The organism is Dyadobacter koreensis, from assembly GCF_900108855.1.
In the GTDB taxonomy this organism is placed as follows: Bacteria; Bacteroidota; Bacteroidia; order Cytophagales; family Spirosomataceae; genus Dyadobacter; species Dyadobacter koreensis.
Window position 1 is genome coordinate 20,704 of sequence record NZ_FNXY01000009.1, and the last position, 23,619, is coordinate 44,322.

Sequence of the window (23,619 nt, forward strand, 5' to 3'; positions counted from 1 at the left end):
ACACGAGAAACGCAAGCAACTAATTTCCTGACTAATAAAAAAGAGGAAATCACTTGCGTCGATTTCCTCTCGTGCGTCCCGGAAGACAATTATGATAAAAGCATTATCGGATGATATTGGATAATCTCATCATTAAACTTTTCTGAGTTTTTAACCCACCATTTCACCCATTTTTGGTAAGCTTTTTTACGCAGTCTCTTTTTCATATCACAATCAGTTTAAAGTAACACATAAGCTGAATTTGAAATAGAAATCGTAAAAACCCGTAAATTCCTATATCAATTCGTCCCTGCAAATATTTTGAAAACGTCGATTATGCTAATATAACCAGATATTTATCAAATTATTGCACGTCACAAGAAACCCATAGTCACAAAAAAATACAATATTAAAGCCAGTGAATCTCAGGACCATAAAATTCCGGATTTTTCATTCCGCAATTCCCCAAATCAAAATTAATTTTTGATCATTCCTATCAAAAACTGCGCTAGTTTTTCAACCTGCTTTTTGTCTCGTGACAAAATATAGGTTTGCCACAAACCTGTAAAGTTGGCTGCAATAAATTCTGCAAGTAACCTTGGATCTTTATCAGCCGAAATCTCCCCTACTTCCCTGGCATCGGTCAGCAGTTGTTCAAAAAAATTGACAATATCTTTCCAGTTGTTATTGATTATGGAATGAACACTCTGATCAACTGTTGCCAGTTCAAAAGTAGAATTCACGGCCATACAGCATTTTCCGGTGTTCACAGTAGCTTCAACAACACTAAGAATCATATTTTCAACCTTTTCAATGGGGGAAGTCCCCATAGCAGCTTCTTTATGTTCTCTTAATTTTTCAGCAGCATAATTTCCCAAGCATTGTAAATAAAGACTATGCTTGTCGCCATATGTATCATATATACTACCTCTGTTCAGCCCCATAGTCTGTACGAGGTCCTCCATGGACGTAGCGTTGTAACCTTTTTGCCAAAAAAGATCACGCGCTTTTTCCATTCTTTCTTCCGGATCAAACTCTTTCTTACGTGCCATGATGCAAATTTACTATTTAGAACGTTTGTTCCAAAATATTTCAAAATTAAATCTCGCTTACAAAACAATTGTTCCAGGGGATTAGTGCAATAGTTTAAATAATAAAAAAATATCCTCACGTATAGTAACTTATGCCCATTTGCAAGGCACAATAAAAATAAAGATCCGACACCTATTTCGATGCCGGATCTTCTTATTCTTTTGAAACAACTACTTATTATATTTGAGATATGGGAACATAAATTTTCATAGCGAATAATTACGTTATTTATTTTCCAAGCCCCCATTCTTTATTCGGTTTCGGTCCCATTTCAAGTTCCAGCGTTCCCCCTGCCGTTAACTGATCGTGCGTGAAGGAAGGCACATTTAATACTTTTCCATCAAACTTTGCACTTTGGATATATTTATTGACAACCGAACAATTACTCGCGATCATTTTAAATTTCTTGCCATTTGGAAGATCGATCGTCACTTTTTCAAATACCGGGCTTCCTATCGTATACTCTGGTTTTCCGGGCGTGATCGGGTAAAAACCCATGAATGAGAAGACAACGAACGCCGTCATTCCACCTCCATCTTCATCTCCCGGAATCCCAAAAATGTTGTCTTTGAACCACACATCCAGCAAAAAACGAATTCTTTTCTGCGTTTTCCAGGGCGCATCCGTATAGTTGTATAAATAAGGAATATGAAAACTTGGCTCATTCCCCATCGAATATTGTCCAACCAGACCCGTTGCGTCAGGAAATTTACCCCAGAACTCATATTTACTACGCCCCAACCCTTCTCGGTAAAGTTGATCCAGCCCCTCTTCGAAACCTTTTTTACCACCCATCAAACCTATCAGACCATTAATATCATGCTGAACCTGCCACTTGTAGGTCCATCCGTTGTTTTCATCATAAAAATCACGGCCACCCATGCCGCCATCAAATTTGGGATCAATCATAATCCATTCGCCCTTACTGTCTTTGGGAAGGAACATGTTTTTATCTTTGTTCCAGAGATTTTTATAATTATAACCGCGAGCGCTGAATTTTTTAAAATCCTCTTGTTTCCCGAGATCTTTTGCAAATTCTCCCAGCGCCCAATCGTCATAACTTCCGCCCAAAGTCACAGCCACAGCCTGACGTTTTTCAAATGGATCAACAAGTTTCACAGTTTCTTTTTCATTTAAACGCAGTGCCGGAAAATATCCTTTGGTATGATAAATCTCATCCAGCTCACATTTAGCTCCGTTTCTCCAAGGAAGCATCGTTGCTTCCGTAGCATTTTTATACATGCCCGCATAGGCTTTGGAAACATCAAAATTTCTCAAACCCTTACGATATCCATCCAGAAATGTAACCGAAGAATGGAAGCCATTCATACAGGCGTGATCGCCAAAAAGTACTGGAAAAGTAGGCATCCAGCCACTTTGCTCATACATATTTACAAATGAATTAAGCATATCCTCTTCCTGTTCCGGATCAAGGATAATTCGCAGAGGATGGTGCGCCAGATAGGTATCCCAGGTCCAGTCATCCACATAAAAGGGACGGTTGCTGTTATGGATTTTCTTATCAAAACCGCTGTAATACTGATTATCTTCCGAAATATCCACCATCCGTTCGTAGGTGCGGTAAAGCGACGAAAAAAAACTGCGCTTTTGCGCTTCGGTACCGCCTTCGACCTGAATTTGATTGATCACATCCGACCAGGCCTGCTCGCCGTTTTTTCTCAGATCTTCAAAATCAGAGGTTTTTAACTCTTTGTCGAAATTTTTCTTAGCCTGCTCCTGGCTGATGTATGAAATCGCATATTTGAATTCGATTTTTCCGCTTTTGTTCTCAGGAAAATTGATCCAGGCTTTAACTTTTTCGCCTTTCACGGTTTTTTCTGTTAGTGCTTTTTCACCGTTCAGAACTCCGGTTTTCCCATTTTCGCTGAAAACGCCATACATGTAGACAGGAATGTCGTCATGATACGTCTCTGTTCCAACAATTTCGTTGTCTGAAATAAATTTCCACGATCCTTCCCCGCCATTGTACAAATTAAATAAAAGACTTTTGGAAGAATTTGCAGGAAATCCGAAACGGTAAATTCCTGTTTTTTTGCCAGGTGTAAATTCAACCTGAACCTCATCGTCAACCAGATATGTAGCATAATACCAGGGCCGGGTTACTTCAAGATCATGATCATACGCCAGTTTTTCATTGTAATTGACAGAAGTGATCTGCTTACTAAAAGGTTTGATCGAAAATGCCTGTCCCAAGCGATGAGAAACTACGATCAGTGGAAAACTCGTGATCTGATCATCTAAATAATCCTTGCGCTCGGGGAACATTCGAACCATTTGATTTGGCAGCTGGATAGTCGGCCGTGTGGGTTCTAACAACTGACCAACATTTCCTACGCGAAGATCTACATATTTCAGGTTTCCTGAGGCTTCGTTTTTTTGTGCTTTTGAGCTAAAACTTAAACAACAACTAAGTAATAAAATACTGGAAAATTTTAACGTTTTAAAGGATTGGATCATGCTTTAATGAAATTTTATTTACCGCTAAGGTGCTTATGATTTTAAGGAATTATTTTTCAGGAAGTATAGATAGCACATTTGAGGTTAATCTTTTTAATCATCGGAAATCGTTATTAAAAACACTAACTATTGTTTAACTTTAAATCAATAATGTCATATTTGAGACAGATAACCAAAAATGCCAATTACGTGCGATACGATTAAGAAAAGATTAATAATAGATTAACAAAAACCCTAATGATTGCCTGAGGGAAAATTATTTCATTTCTCTCCATCCTTTTCCTATGAAATTCAAATTTCCGTTTCTCTTTTTCGTTTTCCTGATTTTAACTGGCATGGCAAATGTTAGCCTCGCTCAGTCTTACGGGCTTGGTTTTGATAGCTATGAAGTGGTGCAAGATAAAAGAACAGGACTTGATCTGAGCCCTGAAAATACGTTCTGCCTTCAAAAAGATTTTGAATTATCCTTCGACCTTTCCTTTTTACCAGACAAAAAAACCTACTTCGGATACATTGTCCGGCTGATCGAAAGTGACAAACAAAATATTGATATTATTTATGATAACAGCACCGAAAAACAGCACTTCAAATTAGTCGTCGGAGATAAATTCGCACCTTTTTCTTTCGATTTTCCCAATAGCGACCTTTATAAAAAATGGAACAGGATTACTTTAAAATTCAACAAGAAACAGAAAAATGTCCTTGTCGTTTACGGGGACAAAAGTTTTTCCCAGCCACTTAACCTTTCCAGTAACGGATGTTTTAAAATTCTTTTTGGGGCAAACCGGTATAAAGATTTTAAATCGACCGATGTGCCGCCAATGAAAATCAGAAATGTTACCATTTCTGAAGACAACACAGTAAAGTTTCACTGGGCGCTGGACAAAACAGATGGTTCCAAAGCGACTGAAGAAATTCAGGGAAAAGATGCACTGGTATCTAACCCAGTTTGGATAAAAAAACTGCATTATCAATGGAAGCTTGACCGGACATTGACTTTGAAGAATTATACCCGGCTGGGCTTTGACGAAAGTAAAGGTATTCTTCATATTGTTTGCAAAGATTCGCTGATCAGTTATAATGTCGCAGCCAACCGATCGACTTCCATAAAACATGAACCAGGTTTACAGCCGGTTTATGTTGATAATCAGGTACTGTTTGATCCGACAAATAAAAAACTTTACCATATTTACATTGACGAAAAAGAGGTTTCAACTTTTGACTTTCAAACAAATTCATGGGATAAAAGCGCGATAAAACCGGTTCCTAAAACACATTTTGTACATGCAAACAAGTTTTATTCTCCTTCCGATTCGTGTATTTATATCCTTGGTGGTTATGGGCATTTAGCCTATAAAAAGAATGTCCAGCGGTATCATATTCCTTCCAAAACCTGGACGGACCTTTCCCTGAACGATTCTATTTTCACCCCGCGTTACATGGCTGCGCTTGGTGCAGGAAAAAAAGGTGCTTACATTCTTGGAGGATACGGGAGTTCTACCGGGCAGCAGATATTAAATCCGCGAAACTGGTATGACCTTTTATTTTTTAACACAGAAACCAGGACCTTCAAAAAGCTGTATGAGTTGAAACTGCCTAAGGAGGATTTTGTTTTTTGTAATTCGATGATCATTAATGAAAAGGACAATTCTTTTTTTACATTGATCTTTCCAAAAGACAAATTCAACACTGAATTACAACTGATTAAAGGTTCGCTGACCTCACCTGATTTTTCATCCGTTGGCTCCAAAATTCCCTATCAGTTTGTAGATGTCCTTTCTTTTGCCGATTTGTTTTTTGATTATTCAAGCAACCGTTTTGTTGCCGTGACTTTATATCTGGAAGACAACAATCAAACCAAAGTTGCAATTTATTCTTTGAATGCTCCTCCGCTTGCAACCCTTCAACCCGATACGCCCATCGAAGCTGGCGCTGATCCGATTTTCTGGCCGATCGGCGGTTTGTTTGTTATTGCGGCGGCTGCATATGTTTACATGGTTTATTTCCGGAAGAAAAAAGCATTCGCAATCCCGGCGGATTTTCCGGTTATAGCATCTACTTCCGGAGATGCAACAGCGATATCTTCTTCAAGCCAAATTGTAAAAGCTGACGCTTTACCGCTTCATAGCAGCATTTTTCTTTTTGGGAATCTTCAATTGTTTGATGAAGAAGGCCGTGATATAACCAAACAGTTCAGCCCGCTTGTTAAAGAGCTGTTTTTGGTCATCCTTCTTTATTCCATTCGCTGGGAAGGTATCAGTTCGGAGAAATTAAAAGAACTGCTTTGGTTTGACAAATCATCAGAAAGTGCCCGTAATAACCGTTCGGTTAATATCGCAAAGCTGAAAGGTATACTTGAAAAAATGAAGTTTTGCCAGGTTTCGAAAGAAACAGGTTACTGGAAAATCAAGATCGATTATGACAAAATCCATGTGGATTACACATATTATCTCTCGTTGATCAGGAATAAGAAGGATTTGAATAAAGAAAATATTTCGGAGCTGGCAGAAATTACAAAACGGGGAAATTTTCTTTCCAACGTTGAATATGAGTGGCTGGATACGTTTAAGTCAGAAATTTCAAATGAGATTGTCGATACCTATTTACGTTTCGCATCCACAACAAAAATCGCGGACGATCCTGAATTTTTGATTCAACTGGCTAATTATATTTTCTATTTTGATCCGGTTAACGAAGAGGCGATGATTATCAAATGCAAGGCATTGGCACATCTGGGAAAACATTCTCTGGCAAAATCTACGTACGAGAATTTTGCCAGAGAATATAACCGGATCTATGGAGAGGATTTTCAGAAGGATATGCCGGAAGTTTTACATTCCTGAAAGGCTAGTCATATTTCATCTGAATGGCTTTGATTTCGCTTTTGCCTGATTTAGTCCCGGCAACGTTAATTCCTACACGGGGCGCTCTGTCCCAACGAGGTAACCAAGGCGCCTCAATCTGTACAGCATTGATCAGTGAGTCAATTTTCTGGCCCTTGATATCCCAGCTGAATTCATAAAAACGTCCGTACCTCGTTTGCAGTTTTAGCTTGATGTCTTTGTACTTTTCAGGAATTTCCTGTTTTTTAATTACCTCAACAACACCATCTTTAATCTGCCATAGTTCGATATTATCTTTGTGGACACCATAACCAATGGCGTTGTTAGCATCTCCGTAGACAATAATATTCTGTGTTATGTCATTCTTAGAAATCACTTCTGCTGTAAATGTATAGTTCCCTTTTTTAACTGTTAGTCCCAGAAAATTCCCGGTATTGGTGTGGTTGCTGTTCTCAATTTGAAGTGAGCCATTTTGTACAACATAATCTGGTTTCGGAAAACTCACATCGTATACCCACGGTGCCTTCAAGGTATCCTTGTCATAATTGATGAAAAGATTGGAATTAATTACTGCACTTGCTCCGATCGGGGCTTCCGCCTGGGCGGGCGGGGTTTTTCCATAGCGAAACGCAGGCCATTTTGAAGCTTCGTCCCAGACAAGTTCACTCAGAATGCCCTGTCGCCCGGAAAAAGTAAAATCGACTCCGTTATATGCGTGATGCAGATAGAAGTAGCGATTGTCCGGTGTAATTACTACCGTTCCGTGCCCCGGACATTTCCAGGTATCATCACCAAAAAGAACAGGATTTCCTGAATATTTTATCCACGGGCCCTGAAGCTTTTCGGCTCTTGCAAACCCGACCTGATAATCACATTTATCTCCGCAGCAAGCGTTTCCGGAATAAAGCATATACCAGTAATTTCCTCTTTTGAAAATCGCCTGACCTTCTGCCCCACCAGACTCCCAGCCAGCCGGATCAGCTTTAATCAAACTGAATTCTTTGCCAATAACTTTTAAGCCATCCGGCGAAAGTTCGGCGCCGAGGATTTCAATTCCTCTGTCCTTGTCCAAACCATATGCTTTCCAGGTAATGAATAATTTCCCTTTGTCTTCTACGATAAAAGCGTCGATGGCTTCTTTTGTCCATTCAATTATAACGCCATGATCCTTGAAACCTTTCTTCAAATCTTTTGTCGATGCTACACCGATGAAAGATTGTTTGTCGGATTTGCGGCGGGCTGTATAATAAACGTAGAAAGTACCGTTGCGAAAGAACAGTTCCGGCGCCCAGAAACTACCCATCGTCCACTCCGGCAATTCCGCAAAAACAGGCCCAACATATTCCCAATCTATTAAATTCTTTGAACTGTAAATTGGATAGGCGGGTCCCCATTCCGAGGATGTTCCGGCAGCATAATAGGTATCGCCCACACGAATCACAGACGGATCAGCGAAGTCGCCCGAAATAACCGGGTTTCGATAAGTTACGACTGGTCCGGGATTAAGCTTTTGAGCAATAGTATTTCCGGAAAAAATCAGGGAAAGCGAAAACAGGAAAAGGAAAAATTTCATTCTTTCATAGATTGGTTGATCCGGCTAAGAAAACGATTTATTTCAATATTAGAAACCAATGACCACTACTATTTCGACCGAACAGGTTTTTGCATGCTGTACCCGCTCGCACCATGAAACCATTTCGCCCCTTCTCCCGTAAGCCATAAATAAAAATCAGAATCTAAATCTGGTTCAATTCCGACAAACTTCCCATCGCCATTCAAAGGCGTTTGTCCTTCTTTTTTTGTTTTAAAAATAGCAGTTCCCTCGTCAACCTCATCAAACATGGCCACGTATAAAGCCTCTGCACCAGACAATTTTGCTCCTGCAATCTGCTGCCAAAGGAAATCCCCTTTGGCTCTCGGAATCTGATTATACAGCGATTTGTCATTTTTTAAATTACCCCAGCTAAATCCTGGAAAAACCAACGGCGCGTAGTCAATTTTGTTGGTTTTGCACCAGGCAATATCTCCCGGCAAAGTTGTGCCGGCTACGTCAGTATAAGTGGATGCATCATATCTGCCAACGGCCCAAGGCATAATGACGTCTGCTGTTTTGATTAATGTGTGCAGATCAGTTGAGTTTTCGGTATCCTTTGTTAGCGTGCGCCAATAGTACGGAACCCCCAGCAAAATGGATGTTTTCTTCGTCGGGCCTTTGATCGAATCAACGAGTTTCCGGATATCGGCAATAGTATACTTCCGTCCGTCATTAAATCCTACACCCCAGATCGCCAGCAGTGGACGGCCGTGATGCCTCAGATAAGTAGGATTTTTTTTATTGTCATATATTTTGAAAAGCGTCTGTAATTCTTCCCAATCTTTCATAATGAATGCCATATCAGCCGAAGTTGAGCCACTGAGATCATACATTATGCTAATGGCACGTCCGTATTTTTTCGATGCTTTCAGTGCATTCTCTAATACTTTGTTAAAATGTTTTTTCCCGCTTTCTCCCTTAACCTCACTCACAAAACGCTGCATATATACACCGTCAATGTTATGTTCCTTCATCCATTTAAAATGCAGATCAACACTTTCCTCATCGTAAGGACTGTACACTTTTGCATTTTCTCCATTTTGATATTTGAAAGCTGTTGGATATGTTTTGCTATATTCTGTAACGTCTGGCCAGAAATCGATCGAAGCAAAACCCGGCTCAAACTTTCCAGCCTTTTGGTAATGATGCCAGCCACGTCCGGCTCCGTCGCCTTCCGCTGTGAACCAACCCTGATAACCAGCCATTACAAGGCCTTTATAATTTGGAAACAAAACTCCGGTTTGATCATATTTGACCTCTTCAATGGGTATCGGAGTATCTGTTATTTTCTCCTCATTAACTTTGCAGCTGATGGATAAAACAGAAAAAAGGCAAATGAATTTTAAGATTTTCATTATTGAATACTATTAAACTTCAGTTTGTGAAATTATTAAAAGACAAACTGCCGGCCCGGAAATTTCCCGACCGGCAGTTTGTCTATAAAGTTAGTCTTACCGCTTTGGCATAATTAAACTTTGATTCCGGTGCATCAATCAGCGCGCCGACACGGAAGAAATATTGATTCCCTGTTTTCAGATTACTACTGTTGGATGGTACATCGATTTCGAGCCGATAAATTTTGTTTGGGTCGCTAACTGTATTGATTTCCTGGTCTGCCAGAACTGTTCGGATCGGCTCTCCAACGGCTGGCTCCGGATGCGCATACAAACCGATTTTTTTAACCTTATTGATAACCGTTTGTTGTAATTTAAAAGTGGCAACAACCTTGGTTCCAACTTTTTCAATCTTCACATCTTTAACACGAATATAGGGCTGCACTTTAAAGTCCAGTTGTGTTTCACCTTTAACAGTCACTTCCTGCGGCTCGGTCGGAACAAAATTTCCACGTACCGGCGTAATTGTATACGTGTTCGCAAAGATCAGGTTGTTACGATAGGTTCCATCATTTTTCACGATCATGACCTGCTTGGTTTGCGAAGCATATCCGTGCTCAATAAATTCAATGGTGCTGCCACGAATGATATCCTGTTCAACCGGCTCATTGGTTTCCGCATCCAGAAACGTTCCGTACAGCTGAGCGTCGGTAGCCGGATAATTGTCTATTTTACAAGCGATTACAGTCAATACAAGAAGAAAAACAGGTATATATAGTTTTATCTTTTTCATGATTTTCAATTTTAATATTGAGGATTCTGAACCAAACCATTTGAACCAACGCCAGGGATATACCGGTAATATTGTTTGTAATCGAACGTGGCCGGATTCAGGCGCTGGATCGTTTGACGAATGAAAATGTACTTGGCCGGCGAGACCCGTAAATCCAAAACTGGTATCAAGGCATGACGAACAGAGTTATTAAAAAGTGTGTGATACTCACGGCGTCTGACCAGATCCCAGAATCGTTTGTTTTCAAATGCCAGCTCCACGCGTCTCTCGCGAATTACATTGTCAATTGTCAAGGGAATGTCTTTGGTATGACCAGCACGCCGGCGAATATCATTTAAAGCTTTTGCTCCTTCCTCGATTTTTCCCGATCCACTTTCCACAATTGCTTCTGCGTAAATCAAAAGAATTTCAGCATATCGAAAATCAGCCCAATCTGACACGGTCTGATTCCATCCTGGTGCAACATTCACGCCCTCATTCAGGAATTTTTTGAAACTCACTCCCGTCCGGGTATTGTTTCCTCCCCAGGTATCAAAGCCGGAATATTGTGTCCGGTCTGCGGCTCCAAATGGGTAATATGTTTTACCATTTGCAGTGATTGGCTCGCCTCCGAAAAGCTGAGCACTTCCATCCGGCTTAATAAATCCGGCCTGGATAATAATTTTTTGCCCTTTCCAGGCAGTGCCTGGTAAAACAGCCGTAGCCCAGAGCCTGGCATCTTTATCTTTATAAATACCCGCGGGATCATCGTATCGTTTATAATTTTTCGAAGCGCTAAATCCGTTATAGTCATTAATATCATTTCCAGCTTCCGTCGTCATCACCGGCGCACTTTTCCCTGGATCCGTGTAACTTTCATACGCATCGATCAGGTCAAGTGTCGGATTCATACGTCCGGGATGCGGCCAGCCGTTTGCTGTTTGGTTGGGCTGATACCATATTCCGTAATTATGTCCGGTACCTGCCCCTGGCCGGGCAAAACCTTTGATGAAAATCACCTCGTTCAGCGCAATGTTAGGATCTTCAAATAACTTCCTGTAATTCTCTGCGGCTTCTTCCGGCGATGCTGGCGAAGGTTTATAGAGAGAAAACTTGCCGGAGTTTATAAGCGTTTCTGATGCTTCAATAGCAGCTTTATAATATTCGGCAGCTGCTGATTTATCCAGTCCCACAAGTTTTTGATCGACCGCTGTACCTGAGATTGGAGCTCTCTCACCATATTTCGACAAGGAAGCTGCATGCAAAGCTACTCTTGATTTCAATGCATAGGCAACCCATTTCGTGGCTCTTCTCTCGCCGCCCGGCCACGATTCTGCCAAATTCTGAATCGCCACATCACACTCTTTTAAAACAAAATCCCAGGTTTCTTTTTCTGTACTTCTTGGCACTTTCAAAGACTCGACATCGCCTTCGTATTTTTGTACGGACGTTATCAGTGGAACTCCGCCATACCTCTTCGCCAATGCGAAATAAGCATATGCCCGAATAAAAGCACTTTCGCCAACCAACGCCTTGGTCTCATCTTCCGACACGCTTAGCGTCGGAATAATATCAATAAGTATATTTGTATCACGGATCAGCTTGTAACCCTGATCCCACCACTGAAAATCATCGTTACCAATGAAGTCGCCAAACTCAGTGTGAACTGCTTCATCCGTTACCATCGCAGGAGCAAAACCTCCATTATTCGGATCGCCTGTGTTCCAGTTAAAACCTTGCCTGAAAAATGTAAAATCTTCAATAGGAAGCTGGTAATAGAGATTTGCCATGTAAAGCTTCACACCTTCGGGATTGGAAAATAAATTTTCTCCCTGTAATTTGTCCAAAGGCTGTTTGTCGAGTACGTCTCCGCAACTCAGGGAAAACAAAACAGGCAGTAAGAGTATACATCTGAATAATTTCATTTTTTCTACACTTAGAATTTAACGTTAATACCAAAGTTGTAACTTCTCGTGACGGGGTAAGTCAATCCGGCACCAAACAAGCCTTCGATTTTCTCAGGATCAAACGGTTTGACGAAAGGATCTGCCCAGGTGAAAATGTTGTGCGCATTTCCATAGATCCGGACATCATCTATACCAATTTTCTTCAGCCAGCCTAGTTTGAAAGTGTAGCCTAGCTGTGCGCTTTTGAATCGTAGATAAGAAGCATCTTTCCGCCAGGCAGCGCTTTCTGCGTACATGGCGCCAACATTGTAGTTGAAGCGTGAAGCCGGCCACTTTCCTGGAATCCATTGATTATCGTCCGATAGATGCCATCTGTCGTAGAAGTATTCCGGTGTATTTCCGCGAAATGCAAATACTTCTGCATAGACTTCCCGGAAACGTACACTGTATTTGCCGGATCCCTGAAACAAGGCGGTGAAATCAAAACCTTTATAAGAAGCATTCAAGGTAACTCCATAATACATTTTGGGGTCTCCGCCAAAGAATAATGGTATGGCATCATTTCCATCAATTACACCGTTCCCGTCAACATCCTTGTATTTAAAATCACCGGGAAGTTCGCGTGTGTTACCAAGATCGCCATTTTGAATGGGCGCGTAAACAACCTCATCCTTATTCTGAAACTGACCTTCCAACTGATATGCCCAAACGACATCATTCCAGCGATTGGCACCTCCGTTACGCCATTTATCCATACTACTCAAAAAATCGCCTCTTTCAACATAGCGGTTCATGGTCCGGGCAAAATTGAAGTTTCCGGAAATACCATATTTGAAGTCACGGATCTGGCCGCTGTATCCTGCTGTAAATTCGATACCTCTTACCCGGTCGCTGTTCAGGTTTTCATCAGGCAACGTCCCGCCAAAAGTATTTGGCAAAGACACATTTCTTCGCGCCAATAATCCCTTGCGATCTCTCTGATAAATGTCAAAAGTCAGGTCAATTTTATTATCCCAAAGGCCGATATCAATTCCTACATCCTGAATTTTCGATTTGAACCAGGTAAGTTTTTCGTTAACAATTGCTGGTGAAGCTGCTCCCGTAGTATAGTTTCCATTCGTGAATTCATAACCGCCTCCTCCGCTGAGAGAAAAACCTGGCACATATTGAAATGGCGCGCCTGCATCAGATCCAACCAAACCATAAGAACCTCTCAGTTTAAGTGTCGAAATGAATGGAATGTTTTTCATGAACGCCTCTTCGGTTACCCGCCATCCGGCAGAAACAACGGGGAATAATCCCCATCTGCGATCCGGATGATATCGGTAAGAACCGTCGTAACGAGCCGCAACTTCCAGCAGATATTTTTCTTTGAAGTCATAATTCAAGCGCCCAACGTAAGACTGGCTTGCATATTCACTTTCCGAACCACTTGTCGTCTGGTTGTTCAGACCAGCCTGATCGATCTGGTCATTGGTAAAAAAAGCATATTCACGCCCCAAACCAGCCCATCTGTTTTTAGATTCCTGCTGTTCATATACAAGCGTCGCGCCAATGTTATGATTTTTAGCTATAACCGTATTGTAAAAAAGTTGTCCCTGAAACGTTACCCGATTATTGTCAGAATAGTTATTACCGATCCGGGATGGATTACGTTGTTGATGTGCAATATATTTATCAGTCGCAGCTTCATAGGTATACAAATTGTAGCTTTTTGAAACCGACTTCGCCCGGTAATTATTGCTATCATAAGCTACCAGACCTTTCACTTTTAGTCCCGGAACAAAAGGAACGGTATAAGTCAGTGCGAATGTCGATTGGAAAAATTTATTGGCTTCTTCATTGTACCCCGTCAGGTTCCCATCGGCCAGGGCAACCGGGTTATAACCTCCGCTCAATAACGCCGGATATTTTGGATTATCATTGGCGAATGGTCTTTCCGTTGGCAGAGCGATGCGGGTTCCCTTATAAATATTGAAGAAATTATCGCCAGGCTGGTTTCTCTTATCAAAAAGCCCGGACAAAATCAGGTCCGCTTTCAGATTTTTAGTCAGATCGATACCGACATTGGTACGGAAAGTATATTTCTTGTAACCCATGTCACTGCTTTTCAAAAGTCCGTTTTCATTCTGATAACCAAAACTTGTAAAATACGTCGCCGCCCCTTCTCCGCCGGAAGCTGAAATAAAATGCTGTGTCTGTGAAGCCGATTTATTTAAAACCTGCTTATACCAATCTGTACTTTCATAACCGGGTGCTCCGGTCCGAAATTTTTCAATTTCTTCAGACGTGTAGACAGGATTTTCTCCAAGATTTTTGGCGGCATCGTTACGCATTTGAGCCCATTGAAAAGCGTTGGTCATATTGGGAACGTCAGTTGGACTTTGCCTTCCGTAAACCGCGTTATAGCTGAACTTCGGTTTGCCTTTAATTCCCTTTTTTGTGGTAACGATCACAACCCCATTGCCGGCCCGGATACCAAAAATCGCTGCGGAAGCATCCTTTAATACCGAGATACTTTCGATATCATCCGGATTTATTTTTTGGAATTCATAACCTCCGTCACGCGCAACACCGTCGACCACATATAACGGTTCGCCAAATCCGCGGATATTTATACTGGTGCTGAATGAACCGGGTTCTCCCGAATTCTGACGTATCTGGACACCAGCTACTTTCCCCTGAAGACTTTGTGCCAAACTGGTGTGAGTAGTCGTTTTGATCGCGTCCGAAACGATATTGGAAATTGCACCAGTCAATGTCTGCTTGCGCTGCGTACCATAACCAACGACTACAACTTCCTGAAGTTCGCCGGTGCTTGGTTCCAGTTTGATCTGTAGATAGGTTCGGTTTCCTATCTCCACTTCCTGCCTTTTATAGCCGAGAAAACTGACAACAAGTATTGAACCCGATTCAGGTGTTGCAATAGAAAATTTACCGTCGGCGTCCGTAGTCGTTCCTTTCATTGAACCCTTCAAGACAACACTGGCGCCCGGTACAAATTGTCCCTTTTCATCTGCGATTTCTCCGGAAACAGTGACGTCATCCGTACTGGTTGGTTGACTTTGTGCAAAGACCTGACTGCAAAATAACACAGCAAACAGTATCACAATATGCTGTAAAAGTTTAGTGCAGATCTTTATTCCATTTTTTAATAAAGATTGATTTCCCATAGAATTTAATTGGTGAGTAGTAATCCCGGTTAAGAATTATTAAGGCTCGATTTCGTGGAATAAAATTTGTAGTTATTGTTTTTCATACCTGAATTTTGACAATCTGTTCGGCCGAACTATGGAATCAAAGAAAGGGTGAGGCTATTAAGAAATCGTTAATAAATGATTAATAACAGTACTGAAACAATATATTTTTAAATTATATCGATATTTTTTCAATTAAAGGTGGTATCCCGGCGAGAGATCGTACCTTAAATTATATAGTATGGAAGAGGACGATTTGAAATATGATGAGCTTAATCTGGCTGAGGCGAAGGCAATTCAGAACGAACTGCGGGAAAGAACACGAATTGAACCACTTCAGAATGAAATTACGACGATCGCAGGCGCTGACATTTCTTTAAATCGATTCAGTGAAGTAATTTTTGCTGGTATTGTAATGCTTCGTTACTCAGACATGCAGCCGATTGCGTATTCCATGGTAGAGAGTAGGACAAGTTTTCCATACGTGCCAGGGTTTCTCGCATTTCGGGAAGTTCCGGCTCTGGTCCAGGCTTTGGAGCAAATGTCTGTTAAACCGGATGTCATCATGGTAGACGGGCATGGAATTGCCCATCCAAGAAGAATGGGTATCGCCGCTCACTTTGGAGCGCTGACGGGAATGGCCACCATGGGATGCGCCAAAAATATATTGTTTGGAAAATGGCAGGAGCCGGGAATTCAGAAAGGAGAATTTTCGCCAATCATGACAAAAGAAGAAATTATTGGATATGCCTTTCGTTCCAAATTGAAAACCAATCCGGTGTTTGTCTCACCTGGAAATAAGTTGAGCTTACAGAATAGTCTGGATATTATGCAGCGCTGTTCAGGAAGCTACCGCCTGCCTGAGCCGACACGTCGGGCACATGATTTTGTGAATTTATTCCGGACAGGAAAATTAGAAAGCGGATACCATGAATTGAATCCTACACTGCTATTTTAAAGCGATCGTTTTCGAATTCTTTTTTGCAGCACCCGATACTTTTATCTTAAACAGAGTCGGCCAGTTTTTCCCGGTTATATAAAATGCGTTTTCAAAAGGTTGATAAGCAATTCCATTCAAAACGCTGGATCCTGTCTGATCAACTTCACCTGGAATTATATTTTTCATATCCATACTCCCCACGACTTTCCCAGTCGCCAGATCAATTTGAATTATTTTATCTGTTTCCCAGATATTGGCAAATACATAGCCATCGACGTACTCCAACTCATTTATTTTCAAAACCGGACCCTTATTGTCATAAACTTCCAACTCACCGGTTTTTTGAAATTCGGCGTTGAAGTAATATAATTTATTAGAACCATCTCCCATAATGATGCTGGAATCTGTGTGCGTCATTCCCCAGCCTTGTGTATAATAAGTGAATGTTTTATCCAGGGTAAAGTCCATATTATAACGGAATCCAACTCCGGTTGTCCAGGTCAATTGATAAATTTTATCGTTGAAAATGGTTAAGCCCTCGCCAAAATACTGATCCGCAAGCGGTACGGACTTTATAGTTGCACCCGTTTTTAAATCAATTTTTAATAACAAAGATTTTCCATTTTCTCCCGTACTTTCATACAATTCCCCTTTGTAAAATTCCAGTCCTTCTGTGAAACTTGTTTTTTGATGCGGGAATGACGATAAAACAGAATAGGTCATTTCCTTTGGTGAAATATCTGAAAGAAGTTCCACTGACAATGTATCAGCAAAGGTCTCGTTTGACTTCGTAGTTCCGTTCACGATTAATTGCTTCCAGCCTGTCTTTTCAGATACAGCTTTAATTATAACGGAATCAGAAACTTGCTTGGCCCCTGAAACAATGGTTCCATTCCACATCACTTGAAACTGCGCTACGGGCTGTGAAAATCCTATCGAAATAGAATCCCCGATTGTATATCTGGTTCTGGCCAGAACAGCTGTGGCAGCTTTTTGTTCAATTTCCGGACTTGTCTCTGATTTCTTCTCTTGTTTGCAGGAGAAAATAACAAGACATGTTAAAATGACAAGAAGGAAATTTTTGTAACTCGAATTCATAAACGGTGTTTTACAATTTGGCTGCAATATCCGCAAAAAGGCTAAAACCATTTCTTCTTTATTGGGATAAATAAATAGAATGTGCCAAAAAATAGATTTTGATAGAAAAATAAACTTTCCAATATTCCAGCTAATTAATTTTAAGCGCATCTTCGGGTATATCCACATATCACCACTGTCTTCTCTCACGTTTGTATTACTTTTTTAGATACTTGTTAAAATGTGAAATAGTATGGGCAGAGATAATACCGTATACATCAGAAAGAGAACATTTTCCCGACGACCTTACAACAGTTGGCAATGAAGAGAAATCTTGGTGCCCGGCAGAGTCAATTTTTACAACTTTTTTTGTAGCATTAACCTTGCTTAAAAAGTTGAATATAGAATCCTTTTTTGGAATCTTAGGCTGAGGATTACTCTCTAGGCGCAAGTAAGGTACAGATAAGAATGCCTTCTTGAAGAAAGATGTATTGATTGTTTTATCAAAATCTTGATCCTCTGAATTCGAATAACCGTAATGATGGACTTCGGACCCATCAAGTGAGACCATAGCATCTATATCATGACGTTCCTGCATGGCAAGCAGTACCCCAGCCAGCCCTCCCCAACTGTATCCCAAAATACCTATTTTAGTTGTGTCAAATCTATTTTCCTGCTTTAAGTGATTCAAAATTTGATCGGCGTCCCTAACCTGTTCCATCAAATCAGCATTCTTCATCGTCATATCGCCCGGATATCTTCCAATTGAATTTACGCAGGCGACAATGTAGCCTTGCCTAACCAATGACTCAAACAGCAGGTAATTTTCATAGCCCATAGAACCGAAACTTGCGAGGTATAGTATTAGGGGAAATCGTTTAGATACTGCTTTGGCCTGATAAAATGTACTGGTGGGATTTTGTAAAAGAAGGTCTGCCCGAGAACAGCCAAATCCAGTACAAAATGACTTTGCTATGGTTATTGGTAAACTGTCAAACTGCTGAGGAGCACTGTAGAAATTGGCACGATCCTGTAGCAATTCGAGAAAATGAACAAATCGTAGCGTTGAATCCGAAACAACCGACTGAACCGGATACCAGAGATCAATTTCAATTGGCCTAAAATACAACGGATCGCATGGTTCAACCTTCGGTTTGTAGGCTCGGGAACTATCGACAAATGAGATGACCCTGTATCCGACTTTGTAAGCCATTGAACTGTCAGCGGATGTCTGACTCTTATTTTCGTTCGAACTACAGCCCGCAATTATTGCTGTAAGCACACAAAGAAAGAAATGAAGAATTTTCTGCATATGCGCTTATTTGTTTGGTTAAAGATTCAAATTACGATGTCATTAAGATTCGTCAACAATTTTTTGTTAAGTAACTTTCATGGATATCAATTTAATTTTTTAGATGAATTTTTATCTTACACAATTCAAATTTGCACCAATTCTATATATCCTTTTACTTTTAAATATTACCTCTGTTTTAAACAATTAATTTCTAAACCGTTCTTTAGCAAGAAATCCTGCCACCCAAGTTTAGAGCGGCAGGAATTAAACCAAAAATTATTTGCACATCAGGCCTCTCCGCCAGGTCCACCGAAACTAATCGGGAAGTTGAAGGACGGGTCCGCGTCATGATTGCTCTGGATCGGACCGTATTGATCCTCGTATTTTTCAATATTATCTTTTAAAGCAGCGACCAGACGTTTTGCATGTTCAGGTGTAATGATGATACGCGCCTTCACCTTGGCACGGGGAACGCCAGGCATCAGGCGGATAAAATCTAGTATAAATTCGCTGTTTGAGTGCGCAATCATAGCAAGATTGGAGTAAACACCTTCGGCCATTTCTTCCGAAAGTTCTACATTAATCTGCTGCTCGTTTTCTTTGTTGTTGTCTTCCATTGTTAAGGCTTTCGGTAGTTATTCCGGTGCTGGATAATTACTTATGGTTATTCATAGGTTTCAAAAGTGAAAATTACTAAAATAATATAGCATCTAAAAACAAAGAGTCGGTTCCACTTGCGCAGAACCGACTCTTTTATTGTATTAAAATTCCGACTAAACTAATTCACGTTTTTTACGTGATTGTTTTTCGCGGGATTCAGCTAAGGCATCATATTCTTCTTTCGAACCAACAATGATGTCTATGTATTTACGCATACCTGTACCGGCCGGGATTAAGTGACCTACGATTACGTTTTCTTTCAAGCCTTTCAATTCGTCACGTTTCCCGCGAACCGCAGCTTCGGATAATACTTTGGTTGTTTCCTGGAACGAAGCCGCAGAAACGAAACTTTCTGTACCTAACGAAGCTTGTGTGATACCCATCAAGGTAGGTTTCGCCACAGCAGCCTGTGCATCACGCGCAGCGACCAGTTTAAGGTCACGACGTTTCAAGCTTGAATTCTCATCACGTAAACGACGTACTGAAATGATCATACCTGGTTTAAGTGTTTCCGAGCTACCTGCATCTTCAACAACTTTCATGTCAAGTATCTTATCGTTTTCTTCACGGAATACAACGCGGTCAACCGCTTGCATTTCCAGGAAGTTGGTATCACCTGCATCAAGAATTTCTACTTTCTGCATCATCTGGCGTACGATACACTCGATATGCTTATCATTGATCTTCACACCTTGCAGACGGTATACCTCCTGAATTTCATTCACAAGATATTCCTGCACTGCAGTAGGTCCTTTAATCGACAAGATATCAGCTGGTGTAATCGCTCCATCCGATAACGGATCACCTGCTTTAACGAAATCACCATCCTGCACAAGAATGTGTTTCGAAAGAGCAACCATATAGCGGCGCTGTGTACCATCTCTTGATTCGATATGAATCTCGCGGTTACCACGTTTAACACCTCCGTATGAAACAACACCGTCAATTTCAGAAACTGTCGCAGGGTTCGATGGGTTACGTGCTTCGAATAATTCCGTTACACGTGGCAGACCTCCCGTAATATCGCGGGTTTTTCCAACCACACGTGGGATTTTTGCCAAAGGCTGACCAGCTTTGATGTTGGCACCAGCCTTCACAACCAAACGAGCTCCAACCGGAAGGTTATAACCTTTCTCAGTCTGATCTTTCAACAACGTGCTCTTACCTTTCACCACGATAGCCGGGTTTTTAGTTTTATCACGTGTTTCAATGATTACTGATTCCTGGAAACCAGTTTGCTCATCAAATTCTTCACGGTATGTAATTCCTTCTTCAATAGCGTCGAATGAAACAACACCAGTAAATTCAGAAAGGATTACTGCGTGATATGGATCCCAAGTACAAAGTTCCTGTCCTTTTGTTACTTTCTCACCGTCTTTTACAAGAAGTTGAGCACCGTAAGGAACGTTATTAGAGATTAGCAACTGACCTGTTTCAAGGTTAACGATTTTTACCTCACCTGAACGGCCCATTACTACTGTAATTGGATCTCCTTCTGAATTCACAGAATCAACCAAACGCAACTCTTCAAACTGAATTGTTCCGTCAAACTTCGCTTTGATGTTGGCATCAACAGAAATGTTGGATGCCGTACCACCCACGTGGAACGTACGAAGTGTTAGCTGCGTACCTGGCTCACCGATTGACTGCGATGCAATTACACCCACAGCTTCACCGATGTTAACCATGTAAGCTGATGCAAGAGAACGTCCGTAACATTTCGCACAAACACCATTACGTGTTTCGCAAGTAAGTACTGAACGAATTTCTACGCTTTCGATGCTTGTTTCATCAATGTAAGCAGCGATTTCTTCTGTGATTTCCTGACCAGATGTAAGGATGATTTCTCCTGACAAAGGATCAAAAACATCGTGAACACTTACACGGCCCAGGATACGCTCAGATAGAGGCTCAACGATATCTTCGTTGTCTTTCAATGCTGAGATCTGGATACCACGAAGAGACCCACAGTCGTTTTCAACTACTACAACATCCTGCGCTACGTCATGCAAACGACGGGTCAGGTAACCTGCATCCGCTGTTTTCAAGGCTGTATCTGCAAGACCTTTACGTGCACCGTGTGTTGAGATAAAGTATTCCAAAACGTCAAGACCTTCTTTAAAGTTAGAAAGAATCGGGTTTTCGATAATTTCACCTGCACCACCAGCCATGTTTTTCTGAGGTTTGGCCATAAGACCCCTCATTCCACCCAGCTGACGAATTTGCTCACGGGAACCACGCGCACCTGAGTGCATCATCATATAGATGGAGTTAAATCCACCCTGATCCGTTTCCAATTGCTTCATCAACGTTTCTGTGATACGTGAGTTAACACGTGTCCAGATATCGATAACCTGGTTGTAACGTTCGTTTTCAGTGATAAGACCCATCAAGTAGTTACTCCAAACGTTTTCAACGTCTATTTTGGCCTGCTCGATCAGTTTTACTTTTTCGTCTGGTACCATTACATCATTAAGCCCCATTGACAAACCACCTTTGAAGGCCATTTGGAAACCGAGTTCTTTGATCTCATCCAGGAATTGCGCTGTACGGGCAACACCTGCAAGTTTGAATACCAGACCAATGATCTGCTGTAATTTTTTCTTTGTAAGCAGCTCATTAATATAACCTACCTCAGCTGGAACCGCCTGGTTGAACAGGATACGGCCGGCAACTGTGTCGACTAATTTAATTTCAAACGTTCCGTCATCGTTACGTACACGCAGACGGCATTTGATATTGGCATGCTTAGAAAGTTTGCCTTCGTTAATCGCGATGATAACTTCATCCGGACCGTAGAAAATCATTCCTTCACCAATAATTGGATACTCCGGAGTACTTACACGACCTTTTGTTACATAATACAGACCCAAAACCATGTCTTGTGATGGTACCGTAATCGGTGCACCATTCGCAGGGTTAAGGATGTTATGAGAAGAAAGCATCAACATCGAAGCTTCCAAAACGGCTTCCTGACCTAATGGCACGTGAACGGCCATCTGGTCACCGTCAAAGTCAGCGTTGAATGCAGTACACACAAGTGGGTGCAACTGGATCGCTTTTCCTTCGATCAACTTAGGCTGGAACGCCTGGATACCTAAACGGTGAAGCGTTGGAGCACGGTTTAGAAGAACAGGGTGTCCTTTCAAAACGTTTTCCAAAATATCCCAAATCACAGGATCTTTACGATCTACGATTTTCTTAGCTGATTTTACAGTTTTAACAATTCCACGCTCAATAAGCTTGCGAATGATAAACGGCTTGAATAATTCAGCAGCCATATCTTTCGGCAAACCGCACTCGTGCAGTTTCAATTCTGGTCCTACAACAATTACAGAACGACCAGAATAATCGACACGCTTACCAAGTAAGTTTTGACGGAAACGTCCTTGCTTACCTTTAAGCATATCAGAAAGTGATTTCAAGGCACGGTTCCCTTCAGAACGTACCGCGTTCACTTTACGGCTGTTATCAAAAAGCGAATCAACCGCTTCCTGCAACATACGTTTTTCGTTACGCAAAATCACCTCAGGTGCTTTGATCTCGATCAAACGTTTCAGACGGTTGTTACGAATGATAACGCGGCGATACAAGTCATTTAAGTCAGAAGTCGCAAAACGACCACCATCAAGAGGTACAAGCGGACGAAGTTCTGGTGGAATTACCGGAACCATTTTGATCACCATCCATTCCGGGCGGTTTTCAACACGCGTGTTCGCATCACGGAAAGCCTCAACAACTTTCAGACGTTTAAGCGCTTCCGCTTTACGCTGCTGAGAAGTATCAGTTGCAGCCTGGTGACGAAGTTCGTATGAAAGCTCATCCAGTTTGATACGGTTCAAAAGCATTTCAAGGGCATCAGCACCCATCTTCGCGATAAACTTGTTTGGATCCGTGTCCGGAAGCAATTGGTTTTCACGAGGAAGTTTATCGATGATGTCAAGATACTCGTCTTCTGTAAGGAAGTCAAGATAGCTCACGCCATCTTCTTCTTTAACACCCGCCTGAACTACGGCATATCGCTCGTAGTAAATGATTTGATCCAGTTTTTTGGTAGACAATCCAAGCAAATAACCGATTTTGTTCGGTAAGCTACGGAAGTACCAGATGTGTGCAACAGGAACCACAAGTTCAATGTGTCCCATACGCTCACGACGTACCTTTTTCTCAGTAACTTCCACACCGCAACGGTCGCAGATGATACCTTTATAACGGATACGTTTGTATTTTCCACAATGACATTCCCAGTCCTTAACAGGACCGAAAATACGCTCACAGAACAAACCACCCATTTCCGGCTTATAAGTCCGGTAGTTGATAGTTTCAGGCTGGGTTACTTCACCGAATGAACTTTCAAGTATCGATTCAGGTGATGCCAGACTGATTGTCATTCTGGAAAAATCACTATTTAGTTTTTTGTTCTTTTTGAAAGACATAATTAAAGAGTCGTTT

The 23,619-nt window shown here is 41.4% G+C and carries 13 protein-coding genes; 2 read left to right on the plus strand and 11 right to left on the minus strand.

Annotated features, from left to right (window positions below):
• Positions 1-455: 455 nt before the first annotated feature.
• Both BMY70_RS25295 and BMY70_RS25300 read right to left on the minus strand, forming a co-directional pair.
• A complete protein-coding gene (locus BMY70_RS25295) occupies positions 456-1,031 on the minus strand; it encodes a TetR/AcrR family transcriptional regulator (RefSeq protein ID WP_090339921.1) in 576 nt (191 codons plus the stop codon).
• Between the two features lie 268 nt (positions 1,032-1,299).
• Positions 1,300-3,549: a GH92 family glycosyl hydrolase gene (locus tag BMY70_RS25300; RefSeq protein ID WP_090339924.1), complete on the minus strand. Its 2,250-nt coding sequence runs from the start codon at positions 3,547-3,549 to the stop codon at positions 1,300-1,302.
• Positions 3,550-3,833: 284 nt separating this feature from the next.
• Between BMY70_RS25300 and BMY70_RS25305 the strand changes: the two genes are divergently transcribed.
• Entirely contained in the window at positions 3,834-6,392 is a 2,559-nt protein-coding gene (locus BMY70_RS25305) for a Kelch repeat-containing protein (protein WP_090339928.1), read from the plus strand.
• Positions 6,393-6,396: 4 nt separating this feature from the next.
• On the opposite strand, the gene BMY70_RS25310 is transcribed toward BMY70_RS25305, so the two are convergent.
• From BMY70_RS25310 to BMY70_RS25330, 5 genes are all read right to left on the minus strand, one after another.
• A complete protein-coding gene (locus BMY70_RS25310; protein WP_090339931.1) occupies positions 6,397-7,965 on the minus strand; it encodes a glycoside hydrolase family 43 protein in 1,569 nt (522 codons plus the stop codon).
• A 68-nt stretch (positions 7,966-8,033) separates the two neighbouring features.
• Complete coding sequence (locus BMY70_RS25315) at positions 8,034-9,341, minus strand: glycoside hydrolase family 99 protein (RefSeq protein WP_090339934.1); 1,308 nt, start codon at positions 9,339-9,341, stop codon at positions 8,034-8,036.
• 82 nt (positions 9,342-9,423) lie between these two features.
• Entirely contained in the window at positions 9,424-10,113 is a 690-nt protein-coding gene (locus tag BMY70_RS25320) for a DUF3823 domain-containing protein (RefSeq protein ID WP_090339936.1), read from the minus strand.
• Positions 10,114-10,124: 11 nt separating this feature from the next.
• Positions 10,125-12,017, minus strand: coding sequence for a RagB/SusD family nutrient uptake outer membrane protein (locus tag BMY70_RS25325; protein WP_090339938.1), 1,893 nt, complete (start codon positions 12,015-12,017; stop codon positions 10,125-10,127).
• An 11-nt stretch (positions 12,018-12,028) separates the two neighbouring features.
• Positions 12,029-15,172, minus strand: coding sequence for a SusC/RagA family TonB-linked outer membrane protein (locus tag BMY70_RS25330; protein WP_090339940.1), 3,144 nt, complete (start codon positions 15,170-15,172; stop codon positions 12,029-12,031).
• 265 nt (positions 15,173-15,437) lie between these two features.
• Here BMY70_RS25330 and nfi point away from each other — a divergent pair, with 265 nt between their 5' ends.
• On the plus strand, positions 15,438-16,154 hold the full coding sequence (gene nfi, locus BMY70_RS25335; protein ID WP_177197135.1) for a deoxyribonuclease V: 717 nt from the start codon (positions 15,438-15,440) through the stop codon (positions 16,152-16,154).
• Here the strand turns inward: nfi and BMY70_RS25340 are convergent.
• The 4 genes from BMY70_RS25340 to rpoC all read right to left on the minus strand — a co-directional run bounded on the left by BMY70_RS25340 (position 16,146) and on the right by rpoC (position 23,603).
• Positions 16,146-17,234: a glutaminyl-peptide cyclotransferase gene (locus BMY70_RS25340; protein ID WP_090340807.1), complete on the minus strand. Its 1,089-nt coding sequence runs from the start codon at positions 17,232-17,234 to the stop codon at positions 16,146-16,148. The two genes, nfi and BMY70_RS25340, sit on opposite strands and share 9 nt — an antisense overlap.
• Before the next feature lie 196 nt (positions 17,235-17,430).
• A complete protein-coding gene (locus tag BMY70_RS25345) occupies positions 17,431-18,525 on the minus strand; it encodes an alpha/beta hydrolase family protein (protein ID WP_090339942.1) in 1,095 nt (364 codons plus the stop codon).
• A gap of 269 nt (positions 18,526-18,794) precedes the next feature.
• Positions 18,795-19,124: a DUF3467 domain-containing protein gene (locus BMY70_RS25350; RefSeq protein WP_090339944.1), complete on the minus strand. Its 330-nt coding sequence runs from the start codon at positions 19,122-19,124 to the stop codon at positions 18,795-18,797.
• Between the two features lie 156 nt (positions 19,125-19,280).
• Positions 19,281-23,603, minus strand: a complete 4,323-nt coding sequence (gene rpoC, locus BMY70_RS25355; protein WP_090339946.1) for a DNA-directed RNA polymerase subunit beta' — start codon at positions 23,601-23,603, stop codon at positions 19,281-19,283.
• Positions 23,604-23,619: the final 16 nt, after the last annotated feature.